This is a genomic window from Nonomuraea sp. NPDC050227, assembly GCF_044459705.1.
GTDB lineage: Bacteria > Actinomycetota > Actinomycetes > Streptosporangiales > Streptosporangiaceae > Nonomuraea.
The window spans coordinates 26,427-44,922 of the sequence record NZ_JBITJF010000004.1 but is presented as its reverse complement, the minus strand read 5'-3'; the positions used below and the strand labels follow the sequence as shown (position 1 = coordinate 44,922).

At 70.4% G+C, this 18,496-nt stretch carries 15 protein-coding genes; 6 read left to right on the top strand and 9 right to left on the bottom strand.

Annotation, left to right across the window (positions count from 1 at the left end):
* The first annotated feature begins 29 nt into the window (after positions 1-29).
* Positions 30-1,451 carry an AraC family transcriptional regulator N-terminal domain-containing protein gene (locus ACIBK9_RS17230; protein WP_397160171.1) on the top strand — a complete coding sequence of 474 codons (1,422 nt, stop codon included), beginning with the start codon at positions 30-32 and terminating at the stop codon, positions 1,449-1,451.
* Here ACIBK9_RS17230 and ACIBK9_RS17225 read toward each other — a convergent pair.
* Genes ACIBK9_RS17225 through ACIBK9_RS17195 form a run of 7 tightly spaced genes read right to left on the bottom strand, consistent with a single transcriptional unit; the run spans position 1,405 to position 8,044 of the window.
* Positions 1,405-3,462: a xanthine dehydrogenase family protein molybdopterin-binding subunit gene (locus tag ACIBK9_RS17225; protein WP_397159078.1), complete on the bottom strand. Its 2,058-nt coding sequence runs from the start codon at positions 3,460-3,462 to the stop codon at positions 1,405-1,407. The genes ACIBK9_RS17230 and ACIBK9_RS17225 overlap by 47 nt on opposite strands.
* Positions 3,459-4,418 carry an FAD binding domain-containing protein gene (locus ACIBK9_RS17220; RefSeq protein WP_397159076.1) on the bottom strand — a complete coding sequence of 320 codons (960 nt, stop codon included), beginning with the start codon at positions 4,416-4,418 and terminating at the stop codon, positions 3,459-3,461. Before ACIBK9_RS17220 ends, ACIBK9_RS17225 begins: the two co-directional genes overlap by 4 nt.
* Positions 4,415-4,957 carry a (2Fe-2S)-binding protein gene (locus ACIBK9_RS17215; protein ID WP_387667075.1) on the bottom strand — a complete coding sequence of 181 codons (543 nt, stop codon included), beginning with the start codon at positions 4,955-4,957 and terminating at the stop codon, positions 4,415-4,417. The genes ACIBK9_RS17220 and ACIBK9_RS17215 overlap by 4 nt, the downstream gene beginning before the upstream one ends.
* Positions 4,954-6,177: a low temperature requirement protein A gene (locus ACIBK9_RS17210; RefSeq protein ID WP_397159074.1), complete on the bottom strand. Its 1,224-nt coding sequence runs from the start codon at positions 6,175-6,177 to the stop codon at positions 4,954-4,956. The genes ACIBK9_RS17215 and ACIBK9_RS17210 overlap by 4 nt, the downstream gene beginning before the upstream one ends.
* Complete coding sequence (locus ACIBK9_RS17205) at positions 6,178-6,789, bottom strand: class I SAM-dependent methyltransferase (RefSeq protein WP_397159072.1); 612 nt, start codon at positions 6,787-6,789, stop codon at positions 6,178-6,180.
* Positions 6,786-7,742: an alpha/beta hydrolase gene (locus tag ACIBK9_RS17200; RefSeq protein WP_397159070.1), complete on the bottom strand. Its 957-nt coding sequence runs from the start codon at positions 7,740-7,742 to the stop codon at positions 6,786-6,788. Before ACIBK9_RS17200 ends, ACIBK9_RS17205 begins: the two co-directional genes overlap by 4 nt.
* Positions 7,739-8,044 carry a putative quinol monooxygenase gene (locus tag ACIBK9_RS17195; RefSeq protein ID WP_397159068.1) on the bottom strand — a complete coding sequence of 102 codons (306 nt, stop codon included), beginning with the start codon at positions 8,042-8,044 and terminating at the stop codon, positions 7,739-7,741. The genes ACIBK9_RS17200 and ACIBK9_RS17195 overlap by 4 nt, the downstream gene beginning before the upstream one ends.
* Before the next feature lie 176 nt (positions 8,045-8,220).
* Here ACIBK9_RS17195 and ACIBK9_RS17190 point away from each other — a divergent pair, with 176 nt between their 5' ends.
* Positions 8,221-8,784, top strand: a complete 564-nt coding sequence (locus tag ACIBK9_RS17190; protein WP_397159066.1) for a ferritin-like domain-containing protein — start codon at positions 8,221-8,223, stop codon at positions 8,782-8,784.
* On the opposite strand, the gene ACIBK9_RS17185 is transcribed toward ACIBK9_RS17190, so the two are convergent.
* Positions 8,744-11,503 (bottom strand): AAA family ATPase, encoded by a 2,760-nt coding sequence (locus tag ACIBK9_RS17185; protein ID WP_397159064.1) that lies wholly within the window; start codon positions 11,501-11,503, stop codon positions 8,744-8,746. The genes ACIBK9_RS17190 and ACIBK9_RS17185 overlap by 41 nt on opposite strands.
* Positions 11,504-11,671: 168 nt before the next feature.
* On the opposite strand from ACIBK9_RS17185, the gene ACIBK9_RS17180 reads away from it, so the two are divergent.
* From ACIBK9_RS17180 to ACIBK9_RS17165, 4 genes are all read left to right on the top strand, one after another.
* Positions 11,672-11,971, top strand: a complete 300-nt coding sequence (locus tag ACIBK9_RS17180) for a DNA-3-methyladenine glycosylase I (RefSeq protein WP_397159062.1) — start codon at positions 11,672-11,674, stop codon at positions 11,969-11,971.
* Positions 11,972-12,314: 343 nt separating this feature from the next.
* Positions 12,315-12,704: an integrase core domain-containing protein gene (locus ACIBK9_RS17175; protein WP_397159060.1), complete on the top strand. Its 390-nt coding sequence runs from the start codon at positions 12,315-12,317 to the stop codon at positions 12,702-12,704.
* 229 nt (positions 12,705-12,933) lie between these two features.
* Positions 12,934-15,048 carry an NACHT domain-containing protein gene (locus tag ACIBK9_RS17170; protein ID WP_397159058.1) on the top strand — a complete coding sequence of 705 codons (2,115 nt, stop codon included), beginning with the start codon at positions 12,934-12,936 and terminating at the stop codon, positions 15,046-15,048.
* A gap of 143 nt (positions 15,049-15,191) precedes the next feature.
* A complete protein-coding gene (locus ACIBK9_RS17165) occupies positions 15,192-16,694 on the top strand; it encodes an ISL3 family transposase (RefSeq protein WP_397159056.1) in 1,503 nt (500 codons plus the stop codon).
* Between the two features lie 210 nt (positions 16,695-16,904).
* Here the strand turns inward: ACIBK9_RS17165 and ACIBK9_RS17160 are convergent, their stop codons facing one another.
* Positions 16,905-18,071, bottom strand: coding sequence for a hypothetical protein (locus ACIBK9_RS17160; protein ID WP_397159054.1), 1,167 nt, complete (start codon positions 18,069-18,071; stop codon positions 16,905-16,907).
* Positions 18,072-18,496 lie beyond the last annotated feature (425 nt).

Genomic DNA, 18,496 nt, shown 5'->3' with positions numbered 1-18,496 from the left:
CGACCGGATGATCAAAGTATGCGGCGGCGCTGCGGCTGCGGACGGCGGAAACCGAGCAGGTCCTGCGGCGTTTTATCAAGGGCAACGGCCCCAAGCACCCGGTCTACCTGGCCCTGGAGGAACCCGGCCGGGTCGTGCGTACGATCTTCGCCTGCGACCATCTCGCCGACGAGCGGCTACGCCGGGAGATCAATGGCGGACTGCAGGTCGCGGAGAACTGGAACAGCGCCAACGGCAAGATCTTTTACGGGCGCGAAGGCGTGCTGACCGGGGCCGACCGCGAGCACGCCGAGGTGTCCATGCTCACCTTGCACCTGCTGCAGTCCTCATTGGTGTTCATCAATACCCAGCTCCTTCAGGCCGTTCTGCGAGATCCGCAGTGGCCGGCAAACTCACCGAGGAAGATCGGCGTGAGCGGCCCTCTGGCGGATCAGCGCACTGGCGCTGGCGCCACCTTCTGCTTCCTCGGCCGCCACGCCTCCACCCGGGTGTGTGGGCCCGATTGTCACCGAACCTCCCGCGGTGTTTGGATGGGGATCATGGCCCTCGACGAGCTGCGCGACCTCCTCATCCGCCATGCTCGACCTGATCTCACCACTCCCATCGAGGATGTGCTGATCTTCAAGGCCGAACGCCCCCGGCCACCGACACCGACGACCTACGGCAAGGTGCTGGCGCTCGTCGCCCAGGGCACGAAACGGTTCGCGCTGGGCGACCGCCTGTACGAGTACCACGAGGGGCAGTACCTCGTCGCCTCGATCGACCTGCCGGTGACCGCCCATTTCGCCAAGGCCGACGCCGAACGACCCGGGCTCGGGGTCGGGCTGACCCTGCATCCGGCGGCCATCGCGGAGGTGTTGCTGCAGGCGGGCCCGGACGACCTGTCGGAGCTCGGCGACGATGCGCCGCCCGGGCTGGCGGTCAGCACCGCCTCCGCCGAGCTGCTCGACGCGGTCGTCCGCCTGCTGCGCCTGCTCGACCGGCCCGGCGACATCACCGTCCTCGCGCCGCTCGTCAAACGGGAGATCCTGTGGCGGCTGATCACGGGCGAGCAGGGCGCGATCGTGCGCCAGTTCGGGCTTCCCGACAGCAGCCTCAGCCACGTCGCCCGCGCGGTGCAGTGGATCCGCGACCACTACGCGCAGCCCTTCGGCGTCGAGGACGTGGCCAGACTGGCGGGGATGAGCGTCTCGGCCTTCCACCGCAACTTCCACGCCGCCACCGCGATGAGCCCGATCCAGTTCCAGAAGCAGATCCGCCTCCAGCAGGCACGGCTCCAGCTCGCCGCGGCGCCGGGTGACGTCGCCGCCGTCAGCCGGCGCGTCGGCTACACCAGCCCGTCCCAGTTCAGCCGCGAGTACCGTCGCCAGTTCGGCGCGCCGCCGAGCCAGGACGCCAGGCGCCTCACTCCAGCACGCGATCGAGACGGATCGGCAGGGATCTCTGCCTGACGCCGGTGGCGTGCCAGACGGCGTTCGCGATCGCGGCGGCCGTGCCGACGTTGCCGATCTCGCCGGCGCCCTTGACGCCCATGGGGATGCCGGGCTCGTGGTCGGGTACGAAGTCGGCTTGGATGTCGGGCACGTCGGCGTGCGCGGCGATGTGGTAGCCGGCGAAGTCCGCGTTGACGTGCCGGCCGGAGACCGGATCGCGCAGGCCCTCTTCGTGCAACGCCATGGAGAGCCCGCCGATCATTCCGCCGACGACCTGGCTGCGGGCCATGAGCGGGTTGACCACTCGGCCTACCGCGAACATCCCGAGCAGCCGCCGCACCCGCACCTCGCCCGTCATCGGATCGACGGTCACGTCGGTGAACACGGCGCTGAAGGCGTGCCGTTCCAGGGACGGCAACCCGCCGAGCGAGCTCGTGGTGTCGGCCGTGACCGTCCCGCGGCGGCCCTGGCCGCGTAGCTTCTCCGCGGCCTCGATGATCGCCCAGCCCCAGGACGTGGTTCCCCGGGAACCGCCCGCGCCCCACGCGGGACCGAGGCCGCTGTCGGAGATCCGGAGCCGGATCCGGTCCGTGCCGACCGCCAGCGCGTCGGCGGCGATCGCGGTCAGCGCGGTGCGCGCGCCGGTGCCGAGGTCGGTGGCGCCGACGGCGACCGTGAAGGTCCCGTCCGCCTCGGCGGTGATCGTGGCCGAGGAGGGGAAGGCCCCGACGCTGAAGGACGTCGCGGCCAGCCCCGTGCCGACCAGCAGAGGCCCCTCCCGCCGCGTCCGCGGCCGGTGATCGCGGGTGTCCCAGCCGAACCTGCGGGCGCCTTCGCGCAGGCACGCGACCAGATTGCGGCTGCTGAACGGCAGGCCGGACACGGGACCGACCACCGGCTCATTGCGCAGCCGCAGTTCCAGCGGATCCATGCCCAGCCGCTCGGCCAGCTCGTCCATGGCGGATTCGAGGGCGAACGACCCGGGCGCGGCGCCCGGTCCCCGCATCGAGTACGGCGGCAGGATGTCGAGCGGCACCGCGCTGAGCCGGGTTCGGATCGCGCGCACCGCGTAGAGCGTCTTGGTGAGCTCGGTGCAGCCCTCCAGGTACTCCACCAGCGGCGAGATCTCGAACGCCGCCTCGTGGTGGATCGCCCGCAGCCGGCCGTCCGCGTCGGCGCCGATCCGGATCAGCTGGTCGGTCGCGGGCCGCATCGCGGTCGCCAGGAACACCTGGGCACGGGTGAGCGTGACCCGCACCGGCCGGCCGAACAGCCGCGCGGCCATCGCGGCCAGGATCAACTGCGGGCCGCAGAGCCCCTTGGAGCCGAAGCCGCCGCCGACGTGCTCGGTGCGGACGCGTACCAGTTCCGGGCTCAAGGAGAACAGCGTGGCCAGGGTGCGGGCCACGGAGAAGGGTCCCTGGTTGGAGTCGATCGCCTCCAGGTGCTCTCCCTCCCACCACGCGGTCGCCGAGTGCGGCTCCATGGCGCTGCAGTGTTCCTCGGGGGTGCGGTAGCGCTCCTCGACCACCACCTGCGACGCGGCGAGCTCCGCCGCCACGTCGCCGACGTCCACGGGCTCGTCGAAGATCGTCACCGCAGGACGGCTCGCCGGGTGGTCGGCGGTGAAGGCCGTGTCGTGCGGCTCCTCGTCGTAGATCACCGGCAGCGCCTCGGCCGCCGCCTGGGCCTGTTCGAGTGTCTCGGCCACGACGAGCGCGACGGGCCGGCCGGCGAAGGGGATCACCTCGTCCTGCAACAGCTGCAGCTGGCCGTCCGGGCCGAAGAAGCCGCCCGCCGCCGGGTCCAGCCGAGGCGCGTTCCGGTGGTCGATCACACCCAGCACGCCGGGCATGCTCTGGACGGTGGAGACCCCGACGTCCCTGACGCGGCCCCGGGACACGGCGGCCAGGACGACCACGCCGAAGGCCAGGCCCGGCACCGGCACGTCGGCGGCATAAAGGGCGGCGCCGGTGACCTTGGCCCGGCCCTCGATCCGCGGCCGCGCCGCCCCGACCGCGTTCGTCATGGCAGGAGCTCCTCAAGGACGGTCTCGATGAGGTTGCCGGCCAGCCGCACCTTGTAACCGTTGCCGGGCAGCGGTTCGGCGGCGGCCAGTTCGGCGTCCGCGGCGGCACGGAACGCGCCGGGCGTGAGGGGAGAGTCCGACAGGAAAGCCTCGGCGGTGCGGGCGCGCCAGGGCCGCGAGGCGACCCCGCCGAGAGCGATGCGCACCGAGCCGTCGTCCGGGTCGAGCGCCGCCGCGACCGAGACGGTGGCGAAGGCGTAGGACGCGCGCTCGCGGACCTTCCGGTAGCGCGAGCGCGGGGACACCGCGCTCCCGGGCAGGGCCACCGCGGTGATCAACGCGCCCGGCGGCAGCGCCGTCTCGCGGTCCGGCGTGTCCCCGACCGGCGGGTAGAAGTCCGCCAGCGGGAGCTCCCCGGGGCCGTCGAGCGTCTCGTAACGCACGACCGCGTCGAACGCCAGCATCGCGACCGCCATGTCGGAGGGATGGGTGGCCGCGCAGCTCGGCGTCCAGCCGAGGACGGCGTGGTTGTGGTGCTCCCCGGCGATCGCGGGACAGCCGGTGCCGGGGACGCGCTTGTTGCACACCTGCGCGGCGAAGTAGGCGCACCGGGTCCGCTGGAGCAGGTTGCCGCCCACCGTGGCCATGTTGCGGAGCTGGCCGGACGCGCCGGCCAGCACCGCCTGGCTCAGCGCCGGGTAGCGCCGCCGCACCTCGGGGTGGGCGGCGAGGTCGCTGTTGGTCGTCGTGGCGCCGACGACCAGCCCGCCGTCCGGCGCCTCGGCGACGCCGGCGAGCGGCAGCCGCCGTAGGTCGACCAGCCTCGTGGGAGCCTCCACCCCGGCCTTCATCAGATCGACGAGATTGGTGCCGCCGCCCAGGTACCGGGCGCCGCCGCCGGCTGCGATCAACGCTTGACGGACGTCCGCCGCGCGTTCGTAGGCGAACTCCCTCATCCCGCGATCTCCTTCCGGGCAGCCGTCTCCAGCACGGCCCGGACGATGGACGGGTAGGCGCCGCAGCGGCACAGGTTGCCGCTCATTCGCTCCCGCACCTCCGCCGCGTCCAGCACCGGCGCCGGGCCGCCCGGGGACACGTCGGCGGTGACCGCGCTGGGCCAGCCCGCCGCGTGTTCGGCCAGCATCCCGGCCGCCGAGCAGAGCTGCCCGGACGTGCAGTATCCGCATTGAAAGCCGTCGAGCCCGATGAACGCCCGCTGCAGCGGCAGCAGCTCGCCGTCACCGGCCAGCCCTTCGACGGTCGTGACCTCGGCGTCCTCGGCGGCCACCGCCAGCATCAGGCAGGAGACCACCCGCCGGCCGTCGAGGAGCACGGTGCACGCGCCGCACTGGCCGTGGTCGCAGCCCTTCTTGGGGCCGGTGTGGCCGACGTCCTCGCGCAACGCGTCCAGCAGCGTCGTGCGGTTGTCGACGTCCAGCCGGTGCGGCACGCCGTTGACCTGGAGCGAGATCACGCTGCGGTGATGGTTCGTCATCGTCCTCCCTCTCTCGGGGCTACGTAATCAGTTCCGCGCCGGGCGGACGATCCCCGAAGCTCGCGCGTCCTTGCCCATTCCTGCTCACGAGGCGGGCGGCTCTCGGCGGCGATCAGCGCGGCCAGGACGGCCACCACGACGGCCGGCCCGACCAGCGGCGGCAGGACCGCGGCGACCGGCGCGGCGGCAAGGACGGCGCAGGCCGCGGCCGGCCGCCGGCGGCCGAGCGTGCGGTGCGTCCGGAGCCTGAACAGCAGATGTCCCACGAGGTAGAGCGCGACACCGCCATGGAGCGCGAGCGCGGAGAACACACCCAAGGGCGCACCCTCGCCGGCGTGCGCGACCACGCCCTCGACACCCAGAGCGGTGAGCAGAATCCCGGCGATCATGGGGAAGTGCCCGTAGGTGTAGGCCTCGACGGCCAGCATGACCTGCTCCTCGCCGCGTACGCCGCGCAGCCTGCGCTCGGCCGCGCCCGCCACCACGTCGAAGTAGAGCCACCACAGGCACACCGCGACGGCGATGCCGAGGACGGCCGCCAGCAGCAGCCCCGCGCTGATGGGCCGTCCTGCGGCGCCGACGCCGACGGCGACGACCGACTCGCCGATGGCCAGGATCAGGAACAACCCGTGCCGCTCGGTCAGGTGCGCCGGGCTGCGCAGCCGCCAGTGACCGTTCCTGGCCGTGAGGTAGATGCCCGCCCAGTCCACCACCAGGGCGACCGCGAACAGCAGCACCTGCGTCCAGCTCCCCAGCGCCGTCCCGGACACCAGGAGCGCCGCGCTCGCCGTCATGGGCAGCCAGGTGATGGCGATCTGACGGCGCAGCCCGGTGTCACCGTCCGCGGCCACGGCGAAGACCACGAGATGCACCCACCGGACCACCAGATAGGCGCCCACCAGCACGAAGGCGCCCGGCCCGTCGGCCCACGCCTCCGGGATGGTGAGGCCGACCACGAACATCGCCGCCATCGCGACGACCATCCCGCCCCGCAGCAGACCGCCGTCCGCCCGGGAATGGTTGCCCAGCCAGGTGTAGCCGGACCAGGTGCCCCACAGCAGTGCCAGCATCAGCAGCCCCCGGAACACGCCGTCGGCGTCGCGCTCGCGTGCCATGGAGCCGGTGAGCTGCGTGATCGCGAAGACGTAGACGAGGTCGAAGAACAGTTCGAAGGGCGTCGCCCGGTGGTCCTCGCCGACCGGCGAAGTCTTCTGCCGCATCTAATCGAGGACCAGGGCCCGGACACGGGGCCGGCGGCAGAAGTAGACGAACGCGGGCGGCACGTTGGCCCACACCGTCCGGCTGACCACGACCTCCTCGAACAGCCCGTCCAGGGATCGCCGTAACCGTCGCGCCGGCGGCGTCCACCGCGTGTGCGCGTACGCGAACGTGGTGAATGCGCCGTGCGGGGCGAGGGCGCCGGTGAGGGCGTCGAGCAGGTCGTGCTGGCGGTTCGCGGTGAACGCCGCCCAGGGCAGTCCGCTCACGATGACGTCCGCGCGGTGGTGGCCGCGCGCCGCGAGCACGTCGCCCAGGTCCCGGGCGTCGGCCACGGCGACGTCGATCCGCGGGTACCGGGTGGCGAGACGCCGCGCGAACCGCTCGTTGACCTCGACGGCCAGGTGATGGCCACGGCCGCCGAGCCGGCGCTGGATCGCCGCGGTGAACGCGCCCGTGCCCGGCCCGACCTCGACGACCAACGGGTCACCGTCACGTGTGACAGGCGAGGTGATCAGGTCGGCCAGCGGCTCGCCGCTCGGCGCGACCGCGCCGACGGTGAAGGGGGCGCGCGCGAACTCGTGCAGGAACGCGGCGCGGTCGTGGGCGCTCACCGGACGGCTCCGGGCGACGTGCCCAGCACCCGGGCGAGCCAGTCGTTCCTGGTACGCCGGGCCGCGACCGAGATCCGGGCCTCGGGACACAGGGCGTCGAAGCCGTGAAAGCCGCCCGCCCAGACGTGCAGCTCCGCCTGGCCGCCGGCGGCCCAGATCCGGGTGGCGAACGCGACGTCCTCGTCACGGAACACCTCGGCCGTCCCGGCGTCGACGTAGGTGGTCGGCAGGCCGGACAGGTCCTCGGCGATCGCGGGCGACAGGTAGCCGGACACCTCGCCGCCGCCGATGAGCGACCGCCAGCCGAACGCGTTCATCTCGCGGGTCCAGACCCCGGGCGCGCCGGAGTACTGGCGGCTGGAGGTGGTGTCGTTGCGGTGATCGAGCATGGGACAGATCAGCACCTGCGCGGCGATCGGCGGCCCGCCCCGGTCACGGGCCATCAGGGTGAGCCCGGCGGCCAGGCCACCGCCGGCGCTGACTCCCGCCACGACGATCCGGCTCGGGTCGATGCCCAGCTCATCGGCGTGCTCGGCGACCCAGAGCAGGCCCTGGTAACAGTCCTCGACCGGGATCGTGCCGGTGGCCTCCGGCGCCAGCCGGTAGTCCACGGAGACGACGGCGGCACCGAACAGGTCGAGCCAGTCCAGGGGGATGTCGATCTGCGAGAAGCGGTCTCCCATGACCATGCCGCCGCCGTGGACCCAGTAGACGCACGGGGCCGGCGCGTGACCGGTCCTGGCCGGGGTGAAGATCGACATGGGGACGGGAGCGGTGATCTCGCGGTGGCCGGCGGCGCGGCCCTGGAGGATGACGTCGACCGGCGTGGACGGCAGTCCGCGCAGCTCGGCGAGCACCTCCGGACCGAGCTCGGGCCTGGGAGGCAGGTCGGCGAGGAACGCGCGCAGTTCGGGGTCGAGGCCGGGACGGGCCATCGTGGTCTCCTCGTTCACAGGGCGGCCTTGCCGCCGACGGGAATCTCGTCGGCGTACCGCGGCTGCCCGGCCAGCAGCGGCTGGAGGGCGGCGGCGAACGTCTGGGCCTGCTCGGTCGCGAAGAACCGGGCGTGGGCCTCCTGGCTGACCCAGCCCTCGGTGACGTAAACGGTGTCCGGATCGCCGGCCGAGCGGCCGACCAGGAAGACACGGCAGTCGTCGTTCGGCAGGGACGGCGCGTCGAGCAGGGCGGCGACCAGGTCGTCGCCCCGGCCCGGCTGCGCGGTCATGGCGGCGTGGAAGCCGTGGCCGATGGTCATGGGATCACTCCTCACGGGTGGATCTGTCGCAGCCCACTGTCGGCGCCGCCCGGCCGGCGTCACATCAGTCATCCGACTCCCGCCTTGAGCGCCCATGGCGGCCGATGACCTAACCGCTGGTGCGGTTAGGTCATTTGACAGATGCGCGGCTCGGGCGCGTGCCCGACCATCGACACGTGACGAGTCCTTCAGAGCCGCCGGCCGTCCTGCGCATGCGGGAGGTCCGGGACCGGGCGCTGTTCGACCCGGACGACGGTGCGGTCACGCCGTCGAACCGGGCCGAGCTCAAAGCGGTCGCACACCTGCTGAACGTGCTGCTGGCCAGCCTGGTCGTGTCCTCGTTGCAGTACGAGCAGCACGCCCTGCTCGTCCGCGGGCCGTCGCATCGAGCGGTCGCGGAGTTCCTCCACGGCTGCGCCGACCGTGACCGCGCCGGCGCGCGGCTGCTCGCGACCCGCATCGCTCACCTCGGGTTCGCCGCCGACCACGACCCACGGCACCTGCCGGCGCGGTCGCGCATCACCTTCCAGACGTTCCAGGACGGCGATCTCACCGGCATCGTGACGCAGGACCTCGTGGGGGCGCGGATCCTCGTCCAGTCGTTGCAGGAGGCGGTGCGCTGGGTCGGGGCCGACGACCCCACCACCCGGCGCCTGCTGGAGCGGCTGCTGGAGGAGAAGGAGGCACAGGCCGACGAGCTCAGCGCGGGGCTTCGGAATCCGGTGCGAGAGCATCCCTGAGCCCGGCGCGGGAGGCGACGCCGAGCTTGGGGAAGATGCGGTACAGGTGCGCGCCCACCGTCCGGTGCGACAGGTACAGCCGCTCGGCGATCTGTTTGTTGGTCAGGCCGCTCGCCGCCAGCTCGGCGATCTGCAACTCCTGCGCGGTCAGGGCGGCCGGGCCGCCTGCCGAGGTCTCGGCCGTCCGGTGTCCGGCGGCGTGCAGCTCGTTCCGTGCACGCTCGGCCCAGGTCCCGGCGGCCATCGCGGCGAAGCCGTCGCGGGCGATGAGCAGCTGCCGGCGCGCCTGCGACGCCGACCTGTCACGACGCAGCCTCTCGCCGAGGACGAGCCGGACGCGGGAGGCGTCCCACAGCCACCGTTTCGCCACGTGGCCCGACAACAGCGACTCCAGCCGCGCCCTCGTCCCCTCGTCGTCGGACACGAGGAACTCCGCGGCCGCCTGGACCAGCGTCATCCGGGTCGACAACGCGGCCACGTCGGCGGCCCGCATCGCCTCGACGTGCGCCCTGGCCTCGACCATCCGCCCGGTCCGCACCGCCGCCTCGACGAGGTCGAGCATGACCCACGTGCAGTGAGGCACGTACGCGGCGAGCGCGCCGGGCGGGCTCATCGCGGCGGCGTGGTGGAAAGCCGCGCCGAAGTCCCCCTGTCCCAGCGCCGCGAGGGCACGCGGATGCTGGGCGAACAGCGCCGCGGCCGTCACACCGCGTGGGAGCGCCCAGTGGGTGATCTCGTCGGCGAGCGCGTACGCCTCCTCGAAGCGTCCCCGTCCGGCGGCGAGGATCGCCCTGTTGTACAGGAAGTACCACGCGAAGAAGGAGAAGCCGCTGGTCTGGCAGACCTGCTGACCCTCACTGGCCAGTTCCTCGGCCTCGTCCCATCGGCCGACGAGAAAGTCGTCCAGGCACAGGTGCATGAGGGCGCCGAGGTGCCGTCGGGGCGCGCCTCCGTCCCGTCCCTGCCGGACCAGCCGCCACGAGGACTCGCGGCAGTCACCCAGCCGATCCAGATAGACCGAGGCCGTGCCGACCCGCACGATCCGCGTGGGGTCGGTCTCGTCCGTCAGAGTGTCGAGGATGCGCCGGCTGCTCGCCAGCGCCGACGCCCCCGTGCGGACCGGGTCCGGGAAGGTCCTGCTCGCCAGCGACAACACGTCGGGCGGTCGCGGCTCCAACCGTTCCAACACCCGGTAGAACGGCTCCCAGTATTCCGGAGCGCTGCCGTACCAGGACAACAGCATCAACGTGTGCATGGCCTCGACGAGCGCGGGATCCTCCGCCCGGTAGCCGTGCCCGGCGGTCTCGATGGCGCCGAGCAGGAGCCGGTGGGCGGTGGCGACGTCGCCATCCCCGTTGAGCATCAGGAACGCGGCCGCGTTGGCCGCGTGAAGCGAGCCGGTGGAATCCGGAGCCGCCCGCCGCGCGTCGGTCAGGAGCGTCTTCGCGTCGTCGACGGCCCCGCTCGCCTCGGCGCCGATGTACGCGGCCTCGGACAGCCGACGCCCCCGATCGGCGCTCGTCACGCTCAACTCGGCTGCCCGGACCAGCGCGGCGACCGCGGCCAACGCGTCACCGCGCAGCATGATGCGATGCGCCGAGCCCTCCAGCAGCGCCGCCACCGTCTCGTCCGGGCCGACGGCGGCCGCGGCCAGATGCCACGCACGACGTTCCTGGTCACCCGGCAGGGCGCCGGCGAGGGCGACATGCGCGGTCCGGCGCTCTTCGTGCGTGGACCCCGCCACGATCGCCGACCTGATCAGCGGGTGCCGGAACGCGATCCGCGCCGTGGCGTCGTCCACGCGTACCAGCTGCGCCCGCTCGGCGGGGGCGAGGTCGGCCAGCCCGGCCTCATCCGCCGAGGCAGCCCTGAGCACCCGGACGTCGCCGGTGCCCTCGAACGTGGCCAGCAACAGCATTCTCCGGGTCGACGCCGGCAGATCGGCGATCCGCGCGGCGAACATCGCCTGGAGCCGGTCGCTGAGCGGGACCACCTCCGAGTGCGCCACCGCGGGATGCGTCGCGCCCAGCAACGTCGAAGGCAGTTCCGTCAAGGCCAGCGGATTGCCCTGGGCCAGGTCGAGCAGCCGATTCCTGATCCGTACCGGCATGTCCGGGAAGTGGACGTCGACCAGTTGCCCTGCCGCCGCTCGATCCAGGGGCTGGACGGCCATCTCGGTCAACCCGCGCGGCGCCGCGGAGCTCACTGCGCCCGTCCTGGCGGAGAACAGCAGCGCGGCCCCGACCCCCTGCAGCCGGCGGGCGACGAATCCCAGCACGACGGCGCTGGCCCGGTCGATCCATTGAACGTCGTCCACCAGAAGGGCGAGCGATGTCTCAGCGGCGACCCTCTTGACGAGCAGGAGCGCGGCGTTGCAGACCAGGAGCGCGTCTGTGGGCGCGCCGACGCCGAACCCCAACGCCACCGACAATGCCTCTCGAAGCTGCGGCGGCAGGTGCTGGATGTCGGCCTCGACCGGCAGGAGCAGCTGATTGAGGCAGGAGTAACTGACGTCGGCTTCGAACTCCGACCCGGACGCTCGCAGCACGCGCATCCCCGCCGTGACCGCCAGCTCGGCCGCAGCGGCCATGAGAGCGGACTTGCCGATGCCGGGGTCACCCCATATCAGCCGCGCGTCGCCATGCCGCCGAGCCGCGTCGAGAAAGCCGGACAGCTGTTCGAGCTCGGCACGGCGGCCGAATAACGCATCACTGGCCACGGGTACCTCACTGCGTCGGTCAGTGCCTCACCACTTCCGGATACAGGCTGCTGCGAGCATAGCCGTCACGCGATCACCCTCAGGCGCTGCTTCCGCCTCTCCTCTGAGAAGAGCGGGATTGAGCAAGAGCTCGCTACTATCGAGCAAGTCCGCCGCGCCTCACCCCCCATGGGCAGACGCGCCCCTACTGAGCGGTGGGTTGAACTGCCCGAACCGCAGACCGTCTCGACGTCCTCGGCCTCGATCGCGCTGTCGAAGGATCTGCGCAAGCAGGGCTGGCAGTTCGTCGGGCCGACCACCGTGCATGCGTTCCCGCAGGCGATGGGCCTGATCAACGATCATGTCAAGGAGTGCGTCATCCGGTCCGAGGCTCAGGCGGCGCGCGAGGCGTTCGCCCGGCCTGGGCACCTCACGAGATCAGTGGCGGGGACGACCGTGCCACTGACGCGCCACAAGGCCGTCCAGTAGACGGCGCGCCGAGCGACACCGGGTCTGACCGGCACGGATCACAGTGCTCACACTGCCGCCTGTTCCCGGCTCCACTCCTGGCCTCGTCGGCCGGCGGCCGGTCCGCACGCAGGTCCTGGACCACCTCGGCCGGCACCCGCGCGCGCAGCGCCAGGATGGAGTGCGCGACCACCCAGTACTGCCAACCGTTGGCCACGCTGGCCGTGCCCAGGGCCACCTGCTTGGTCGCCGCCGGCAGCGACGACTTGCCGGACTGCTCGGCCGGCGTTGTAGCCGGCAAGCAGCTCCGGCGATTCCCAACTCCACGGGCGCTTGGGCCACCCAGTAAGCCCGGAACCTGCTGATGGACCTGGACGAGCGCGCCAGCGCCGTCAGGGTTCTCATCCGAGACCGTGACGGCAAGTTCTCCCGCTCGTTCGATGAGGTGTGCACCGCCAATGGCGTGCGGGTCATTAAGACGCCCGTCCGGTCGCCCCGAGCGAACGCGTTCGTGGAGCGGTTCTTAGGAACGCTACGCCCTGAGTGCCTCGATCACCTACTCATCCATGGTGAGCGGTACCTGCGTAAGGTCCTGGCCGAGTACGAACACTATTTCAACCATCATCGCCCGCATCAGGGCCGTTCTCCTCGCCCGCTGTTGCACGATCCCCGCAAGGTGGTCGACATGACTTCCCGGATCCACTGTCGAAGGACCGTCGCAGGCTCGATCAACGAACACCACGGAGCATCCTGATCGCCCGACAAACGCCCAGCTCAGCAGCAGTAACCGCGTTTTGGCACCGCACAGGCTGGAACTACCACTCCCCTCACTGCCTTGTACGGCTGAGGAAATCGTGCAACGGTCGGATTAACCTTGCCTTTGATTATCCCCATTGGTAGTGCCGTGACGCGACGATGAGTCCATGCCGGGACGAGTTCTCAAATGGGCAGGCATCATTACGTTCGCCAGCATCGTGGGTTGGATGGGCTTGCACTTCAGCCAGGTCGGTTTGGAGAAGGCGGATCAGGCATCCAGCGTGATCGGCGCGTTCATCGGCGTGATCGGCCTGGGCCTGACGGCGCGCGGGATGTGGGCCGAGCGTGTCGCCCGCCTTCCATTGGCTGCGGGAACGCCGGAGGAAAACCTCGCCGCAGCGAAGAGGACCTTGGCCGTCATAGTTGCCCAGCAGTGGGAAACCGAGGCAAGTATCCGCGCCCTGGGTGACCCCGAACCTATCCCGATCTCCTGGCATCTGACCGATGATCCGCGCCTGATGGACCACCTCCGCCTGATCGGCCCCGAACCGTTGACGTTCACCGCCTCCAGTGACTGCGTCCGCCAACTCGCCGAGGATTTCCGGAAGCTGTACCGCCGACGGCTCGTCATCACCGGCGGCCCCGGAACCGGCAAAACCACCCTGGCCATCCAACTCCTGCATGAACTGGCTGGCCCTGACCGTCGAGACGACGACCCGGTGCCGGTCCTCGTGCCAGTCAACGACTGGGACGCCGCCACCTACCCGCGGCTACACGACTGGCTCTCCACCCGCTTGAGCCGCGACTACCCCGCGCTGAGAGCCCAGCGGTTCGGCCCAGGCGCGGCCAAGGCCCTGGTCGACCACGGCCATGTCCTCCCCATCCTGGACGGCCTGGACGAGATCCCCGTCCAAGCCCGCGCCCAGGTGATCGGCACACTGAACCGGTGGCTGGCCAAAGGAGACGCCTTTATCCTGACCAGCCGCACCGAGGAGTTCGCCACCGCGATCGACCAGGCCGGGGACGTGCTGACTGCCGCCGCTGTCATCACCCCCGCTTCCATCACCGCCGCCGCCGCGGAAACCTACCTGTACACATGCCTGCCGCCGGTGCCCCGCCACGACTGGGACCCGGTCTGGGCCGCCCTGCGCGACGGCTCCCACCCAGGGCTGAGCCGGCTGACCGAAACGGCACTGGGGCTCTGGCTCATCCGGACCGTCTACATCACCCCCGCCGCCGACCCCGCCCCGCTGACCGGCCCTCTGGCCGAACAAGAGGCGACCCTGCGGCGGCACCTGTTCGACCATCTCATCCCGGCCGTCATCGACAACCGGCCCCGCAGCCTTGACCCCGCCGATCATTTCCGGCCCCGCACCGCCTGGAACCCCGACCACGCCCGTAACTACCTTGCCTGCCTCGCCCGCCTCATGCACGAGCACTCCACCTACGACCTGGCCTGGTGGAACCTGGCCCAGCACACCACCTCTCCAGCCGAACAGCGCCTCGTCATCCAACGATCCGGGGTGGCAGCCGGACTCACGCTCGGACTCGCAGTCGCGCTCCTGTTCGGGTTCGTGGGCGGGCCCGCGCTCGATCTCGAGCCCGGTCTCGAGGGCGGGCTTCCGTTCGGACTCATGCTCGGGCTCATCCCCGGCCTCATGCTCGGGCTCATGGGAGCCATGGACGGGCCCAAGGCCTTCACCTGGTTCACTGAATTGCCCGGCTATGCCGATCTTCGCCTCACCGGCAGAACAGCCCGGTTCACCAAGAATGTGCGATTCCAGCTAGTGTTCGGGCTTTTGCTCGGGCAGGCCACGACCTGGCTCGCGGGAGGGCTCGCGGTGATAGACGCGTTCGGGATCGCTGGGGGGTTCGCGGTGGGACTCCCGGCCGGGCTCGTTTTCGCGCTCGCGCTCGGGCTCATCGAATGGGCGGAACGTCCAGCATCCCTTACGGCTGCAATCACGCCCTTGTCGAGCTGGAGAGCCGACAGAACCCTCACGACACTACGAACCACCATCCCTGGACTCGTGAGCGCGCTCGTGGCCGGGCTTGCGGGCGGTTTCGCGGCCGGGCCAATGGTCGGGCTCGCGGATGGGCTCGCGGCCGGGCTCGCGGCCGGGCTCGTATCCGGACTCATGCTCGGGCGTCGCCACGCCTGGCTGATCTACACGCTCGCCATATGGCGGTTGGCCCACGAGGGACACATCCCCCGCAAGCTGATGGACTTCCTGGACGACGCCCACCGCCTCGGCCTGCTGCGTTCCGTCGGCCCGATCTACCAGTTCCGCCACGCCACCTTCCAAGACCACCTCGCCGCCTCCATAACAGAGGGCAGCTGAACCGCGCGGGCGGGACTGTAAGAACAACGGCTCTGGTCCACCTTCGGTGGTGACGGAGTGTGAGGGTTCGTGTCGGTCCATGGCTGTCTCGGAGTGCTGTGTCAGCATGACGCAGGTGTGACGTAAAAGATCTTGCGAGGCTGGTGTTCCCCCAACTGGCCGGCCTGGCCATCGGCAGTGTTCAACTCAGAGCAGAGGCGATCGTGGTGCATGTTGCCTCCAGGGACGCGCCGGTGGCGTGTCCCGGCTGTGGGGCGGCCGGGCGGGTGCATGGCTATGTGGATCGGCAGTTGGCTGACCTTCCGGTTGGCGGGCAGCGAGTGCTGGTGCGGCTGCGGTTGCGGCGGCTGAGGTGCCCGACGGTCGGGTGTGAGCGGCAGACGTTTCGAGAGCCGCTGCCCTGGCTGGCCGAGCCGTATCAGCGCCGCACGATCGCCTTGACCACGCAGGTGGGGGCAGTGGTGCGGGAACTGGCCGGGCGGGCGGGATCGCGCCTGCTGGCCATGCTGGGAGTCAGGATGTCGCGGCAGAGCGCCGTCCGTTCGTTGCTGCGCCTGCCCCTGCCGGCTCGTCCGGTGCCGGAGGTGATCGGGGTGGACGACTTCGCGCTCCGTAAACGACACCGCTACGCCACCGTGATCATCGACGCGGTGACGCGGGAACGGATCGATGTGCTCACCGATCGTCAGGCCGACACCTTGCAGGCATGGCTGCGTGCCCACCCTGGGGTGCGGATGGTGTGCCGGGACAGCAGCGGTGCCTATGCCGAGGCGATCCGTCGCGCCCTGCCGAACGCAGTGCAGATCGGTGATCGCTGGCATATCTGGCACAACCTGGCCGAAGCCGTGGTCAAGGAGGTCGCCGCGCACTCGATCTGCTGGGGCAAGACCGGCCCGCCGCCGAAAGAAGGGGTACGGTCCGCCACCACACGCGAGCGCTGGCAGCAGGTTCATGCCCTGCTCAATCAGGGTGTCGGTCTGCTGGAATGCGCCCGCCGTCTCGGCCTGGCGCTCAACACCGTCAAGCGCTACGCCCGGGTCAGCCAACCCGAACGGCTGGTACGCGTGCCGAAATACCGGCCCACGCTCGTCGACCCGTTCCGCGACCATCTGCGTGAACGCCGGGCCGGCGATCCCGCCGTCCCGGTCCAGCAACTCCTCGCCGAGATCAAGAAACTCGGCTATACCGGCAGCCAGAACCTGCTCTACCGCTACATCAACCAAGGCCGCGTCGAATGCGACCGGCCCGCAATCTCACCCAAGCGTCTGGCCGGCCTTCTTCTCACCGAACCGAGCAAGCTCACCGGCCACCACGCCGAGCGACTGGATGCCACCATCAACGCCTGCCACGAGATGACCATGCTCGCGACATTCGTCCGGGACTTCGCCGCTCTCCTCGATCCCAAGCAGGGCAACGACCAGCGACTGACCGCCTGGATCGGACAAGCGCGGCAGGTCGACCTGCCTCACCTGCACGCCTTCACCCGCGGGCTGGACTACGACCGGGCCGCCGTCAACGCCGCCCTCACCCTCCCGTTCCACAACGGCGGCACCGAAGGCGTCAACACCAAAACGAAAATGATCAAGAGGCAGATGTACGGGCGAGCCGGCTTCGCGCTCCTTCGCCATCGCATCCTGCTCGGCTAACCACTTTCCGTCACCACCGAAAGTGGGCCAGAGCCGTTATCTAGACAGACCCCCACCCGGCCTTCCCGGACACCCGCTCCGCAGTCCCCTAACCAGGACGAATCCGATTCGGAAACCCTTGAAACGACGAGATCCCGCCCGATCTCAACGATCAGACGGGATCCCGTCAACTTCAGTCCAGCCGTTTCAAGAACGGCCCACGACGGAGGCTCAGGGATTCTGCTCATCCTTGAACACGATGTACATCGCCTCCTCCGGACCAAGGATCAAGAGCCTGCGCCCATGGCCGTACCGGTAGACCTCGTCTGTCGCATCCCGCCAGAAGCGGCCGTCCTCGTCGGCATCGGCCCACACCCGTAAACGGCGTTCCGGACCGCCCACGCGGCGGATGGGCCGGTCGAGAAGCTCGTTCAGGAGATACGGCACCAGCTCTGCCGCCTCCGTGCCAACTGCTTCCTGCAGGCAGGCGGCACGGAAGGACTGCAGTTCCCGGAAGAACTCCGTCGTGTCCAGAGGCTGGAGTCCGGCGCCGACCTCCCCTCCCCACCATGCCCGGCCGTTGTCCGGGTCGCCCAGTTCGAGCGGATCACGCTCCTCCGTCAGATTGTCCGGATCCTCGAAATACGCCTGCGGATCGTCAGGGACGGGCAGCTCGTCGAGCAGGTAATCCTCGAGATACCGTCGGCTCCACGCGCTACTTCTCCACCACGTCCGGATGGCGTCCACTCCAGCTGAGGACGGCAGCCCATGCCGCACCCATTCGATCTTGAACGGGCCGTAGCCGAAGAGGTCCAGCGGGGCGTGAAGAGCAGTTCCCGCGCAGATGGCCCGCAGCCTCGCCTCGGTGAGCGCGTGACTCCGCTCCCCCGGCCGGGCTCCGCTGTCGCACCAATGCCCCGCGAAGGAACAGGCCGGGTCACGGTCGAGTCCGCGATCAGCCACGCGCACGACACTGAGGCGCATCAGGCCGGAGGAGGACAGAAGCACAACATGCGTTTCCCCCTGGACGTCGCCACCGGCCGGGTCGGCGACCCTCACCAGCGCCGCCTCCTCTGCCCAGTCTTCGATCGACGCCCGAAGAGCGGCGGACATCAGTTCGACGCGCCGTGACGCCGGCGTGCCGAACAGGGCGCGCTCCACGGCCGTAGCCACCCCGGGGAGAGGGATCGGCTCGCAGGAGAGCGGCTCGCGCACCGGCCCATAGGGCGACAAGGCCGGAAACACACCGGCGTTCACGAGGGAGGCGGTCTCCGGCCCGGCGGGGGCCTGCGTCACTTCACGAACATCGACGAGGAGGCGAATGCCGACCGCTTCCTTGTCAGGGGTGTCCTCCTGCAGCCACTCATTCAGCAGATGCGCACATGCCGCCACCTGCATCTGCGCGTGCCAGATAGGCGAGTCCCGGCCATCTGCGCATGTGTGCCCCAGAAACTGGCAGATCGTAAAATCCACGAAAGCCTCTCAGTTCGCATGGCTTACTTGAGGCCGCACGCCGCGCCGTGCGCTTTCCGCGCCTCGGCTGCTCTCGCCAACGCCTTCGCGCGCCACTCCCTCGCATCAGTCACCACCGGCAGGGCCATCAGGCACCTCTCCCCCCCAGGGGGTCGGCTGGTCAGTGACTCCCGTCAGAGATCACGACAGGGCGACCGTCGACCATCATCCCGCACAGGGTCAACGCATGTGACACCAAACCCGGTTCACCGGTCCGCTCCTACTGGCAGGCCATGATCAGGTAACCGCTGCTGTCCGTGTGCTGATCAATCAGTACGACCCGGCGATCGTTACAGGTCGCGCGGGGTCCG

Bases quoted from the DNA above. Each gene is read 5' to 3' on its own strand.
- ACIBK9_RS17225 (WP_397159078.1), bottom strand. From the start codon at position 3,462: ATGACGAACGCGGTCGGGGCGGCGCGGCCGCGGATCGAGGGCCGGGCC.
- ACIBK9_RS17220 (WP_397159076.1), bottom strand. From the start codon at position 4,418: ATGAGGGAGTTCGCCTACGAACGCGCGGCGGACGTCCGTCAAGCGTTG.
- ACIBK9_RS17215 (WP_387667075.1), bottom strand. From the start codon at position 4,957: ATGACGAACCATCACCGCAGCGTGATCTCGCTCCAGGTCAACGGCGTG.
- ACIBK9_RS17210 (WP_397159074.1), bottom strand. From the start codon at position 6,177: ATGCGGCAGAAGACTTCGCCGGTCGGCGAGGACCACCGGGCGACGCCC.
- ACIBK9_RS17195 (WP_397159068.1), bottom strand. From the start codon at position 8,044: ATGACCATCGGCCACGGCTTCCACGCCGCCATGACCGCGCAGCCGGGC.
- ACIBK9_RS17180 (WP_397159062.1), top strand. From the start codon at position 11,672: ATGGGCAGACGCGCCCCTACTGAGCGGTGGGTTGAACTGCCCGAACCG.
- ACIBK9_RS17175 (WP_397159060.1), top strand. From the start codon at position 12,315: ATGGACCTGGACGAGCGCGCCAGCGCCGTCAGGGTTCTCATCCGAGAC.
- ACIBK9_RS17170 (WP_397159058.1), top strand. From the start codon at position 12,934: ATGGGCTTGCACTTCAGCCAGGTCGGTTTGGAGAAGGCGGATCAGGCA.
- ACIBK9_RS17160 (WP_397159054.1), bottom strand. From the start codon at position 18,071: ATGCAGGTGGCGGCATGTGCGCATCTGCTGAATGAGTGGCTGCAGGAG.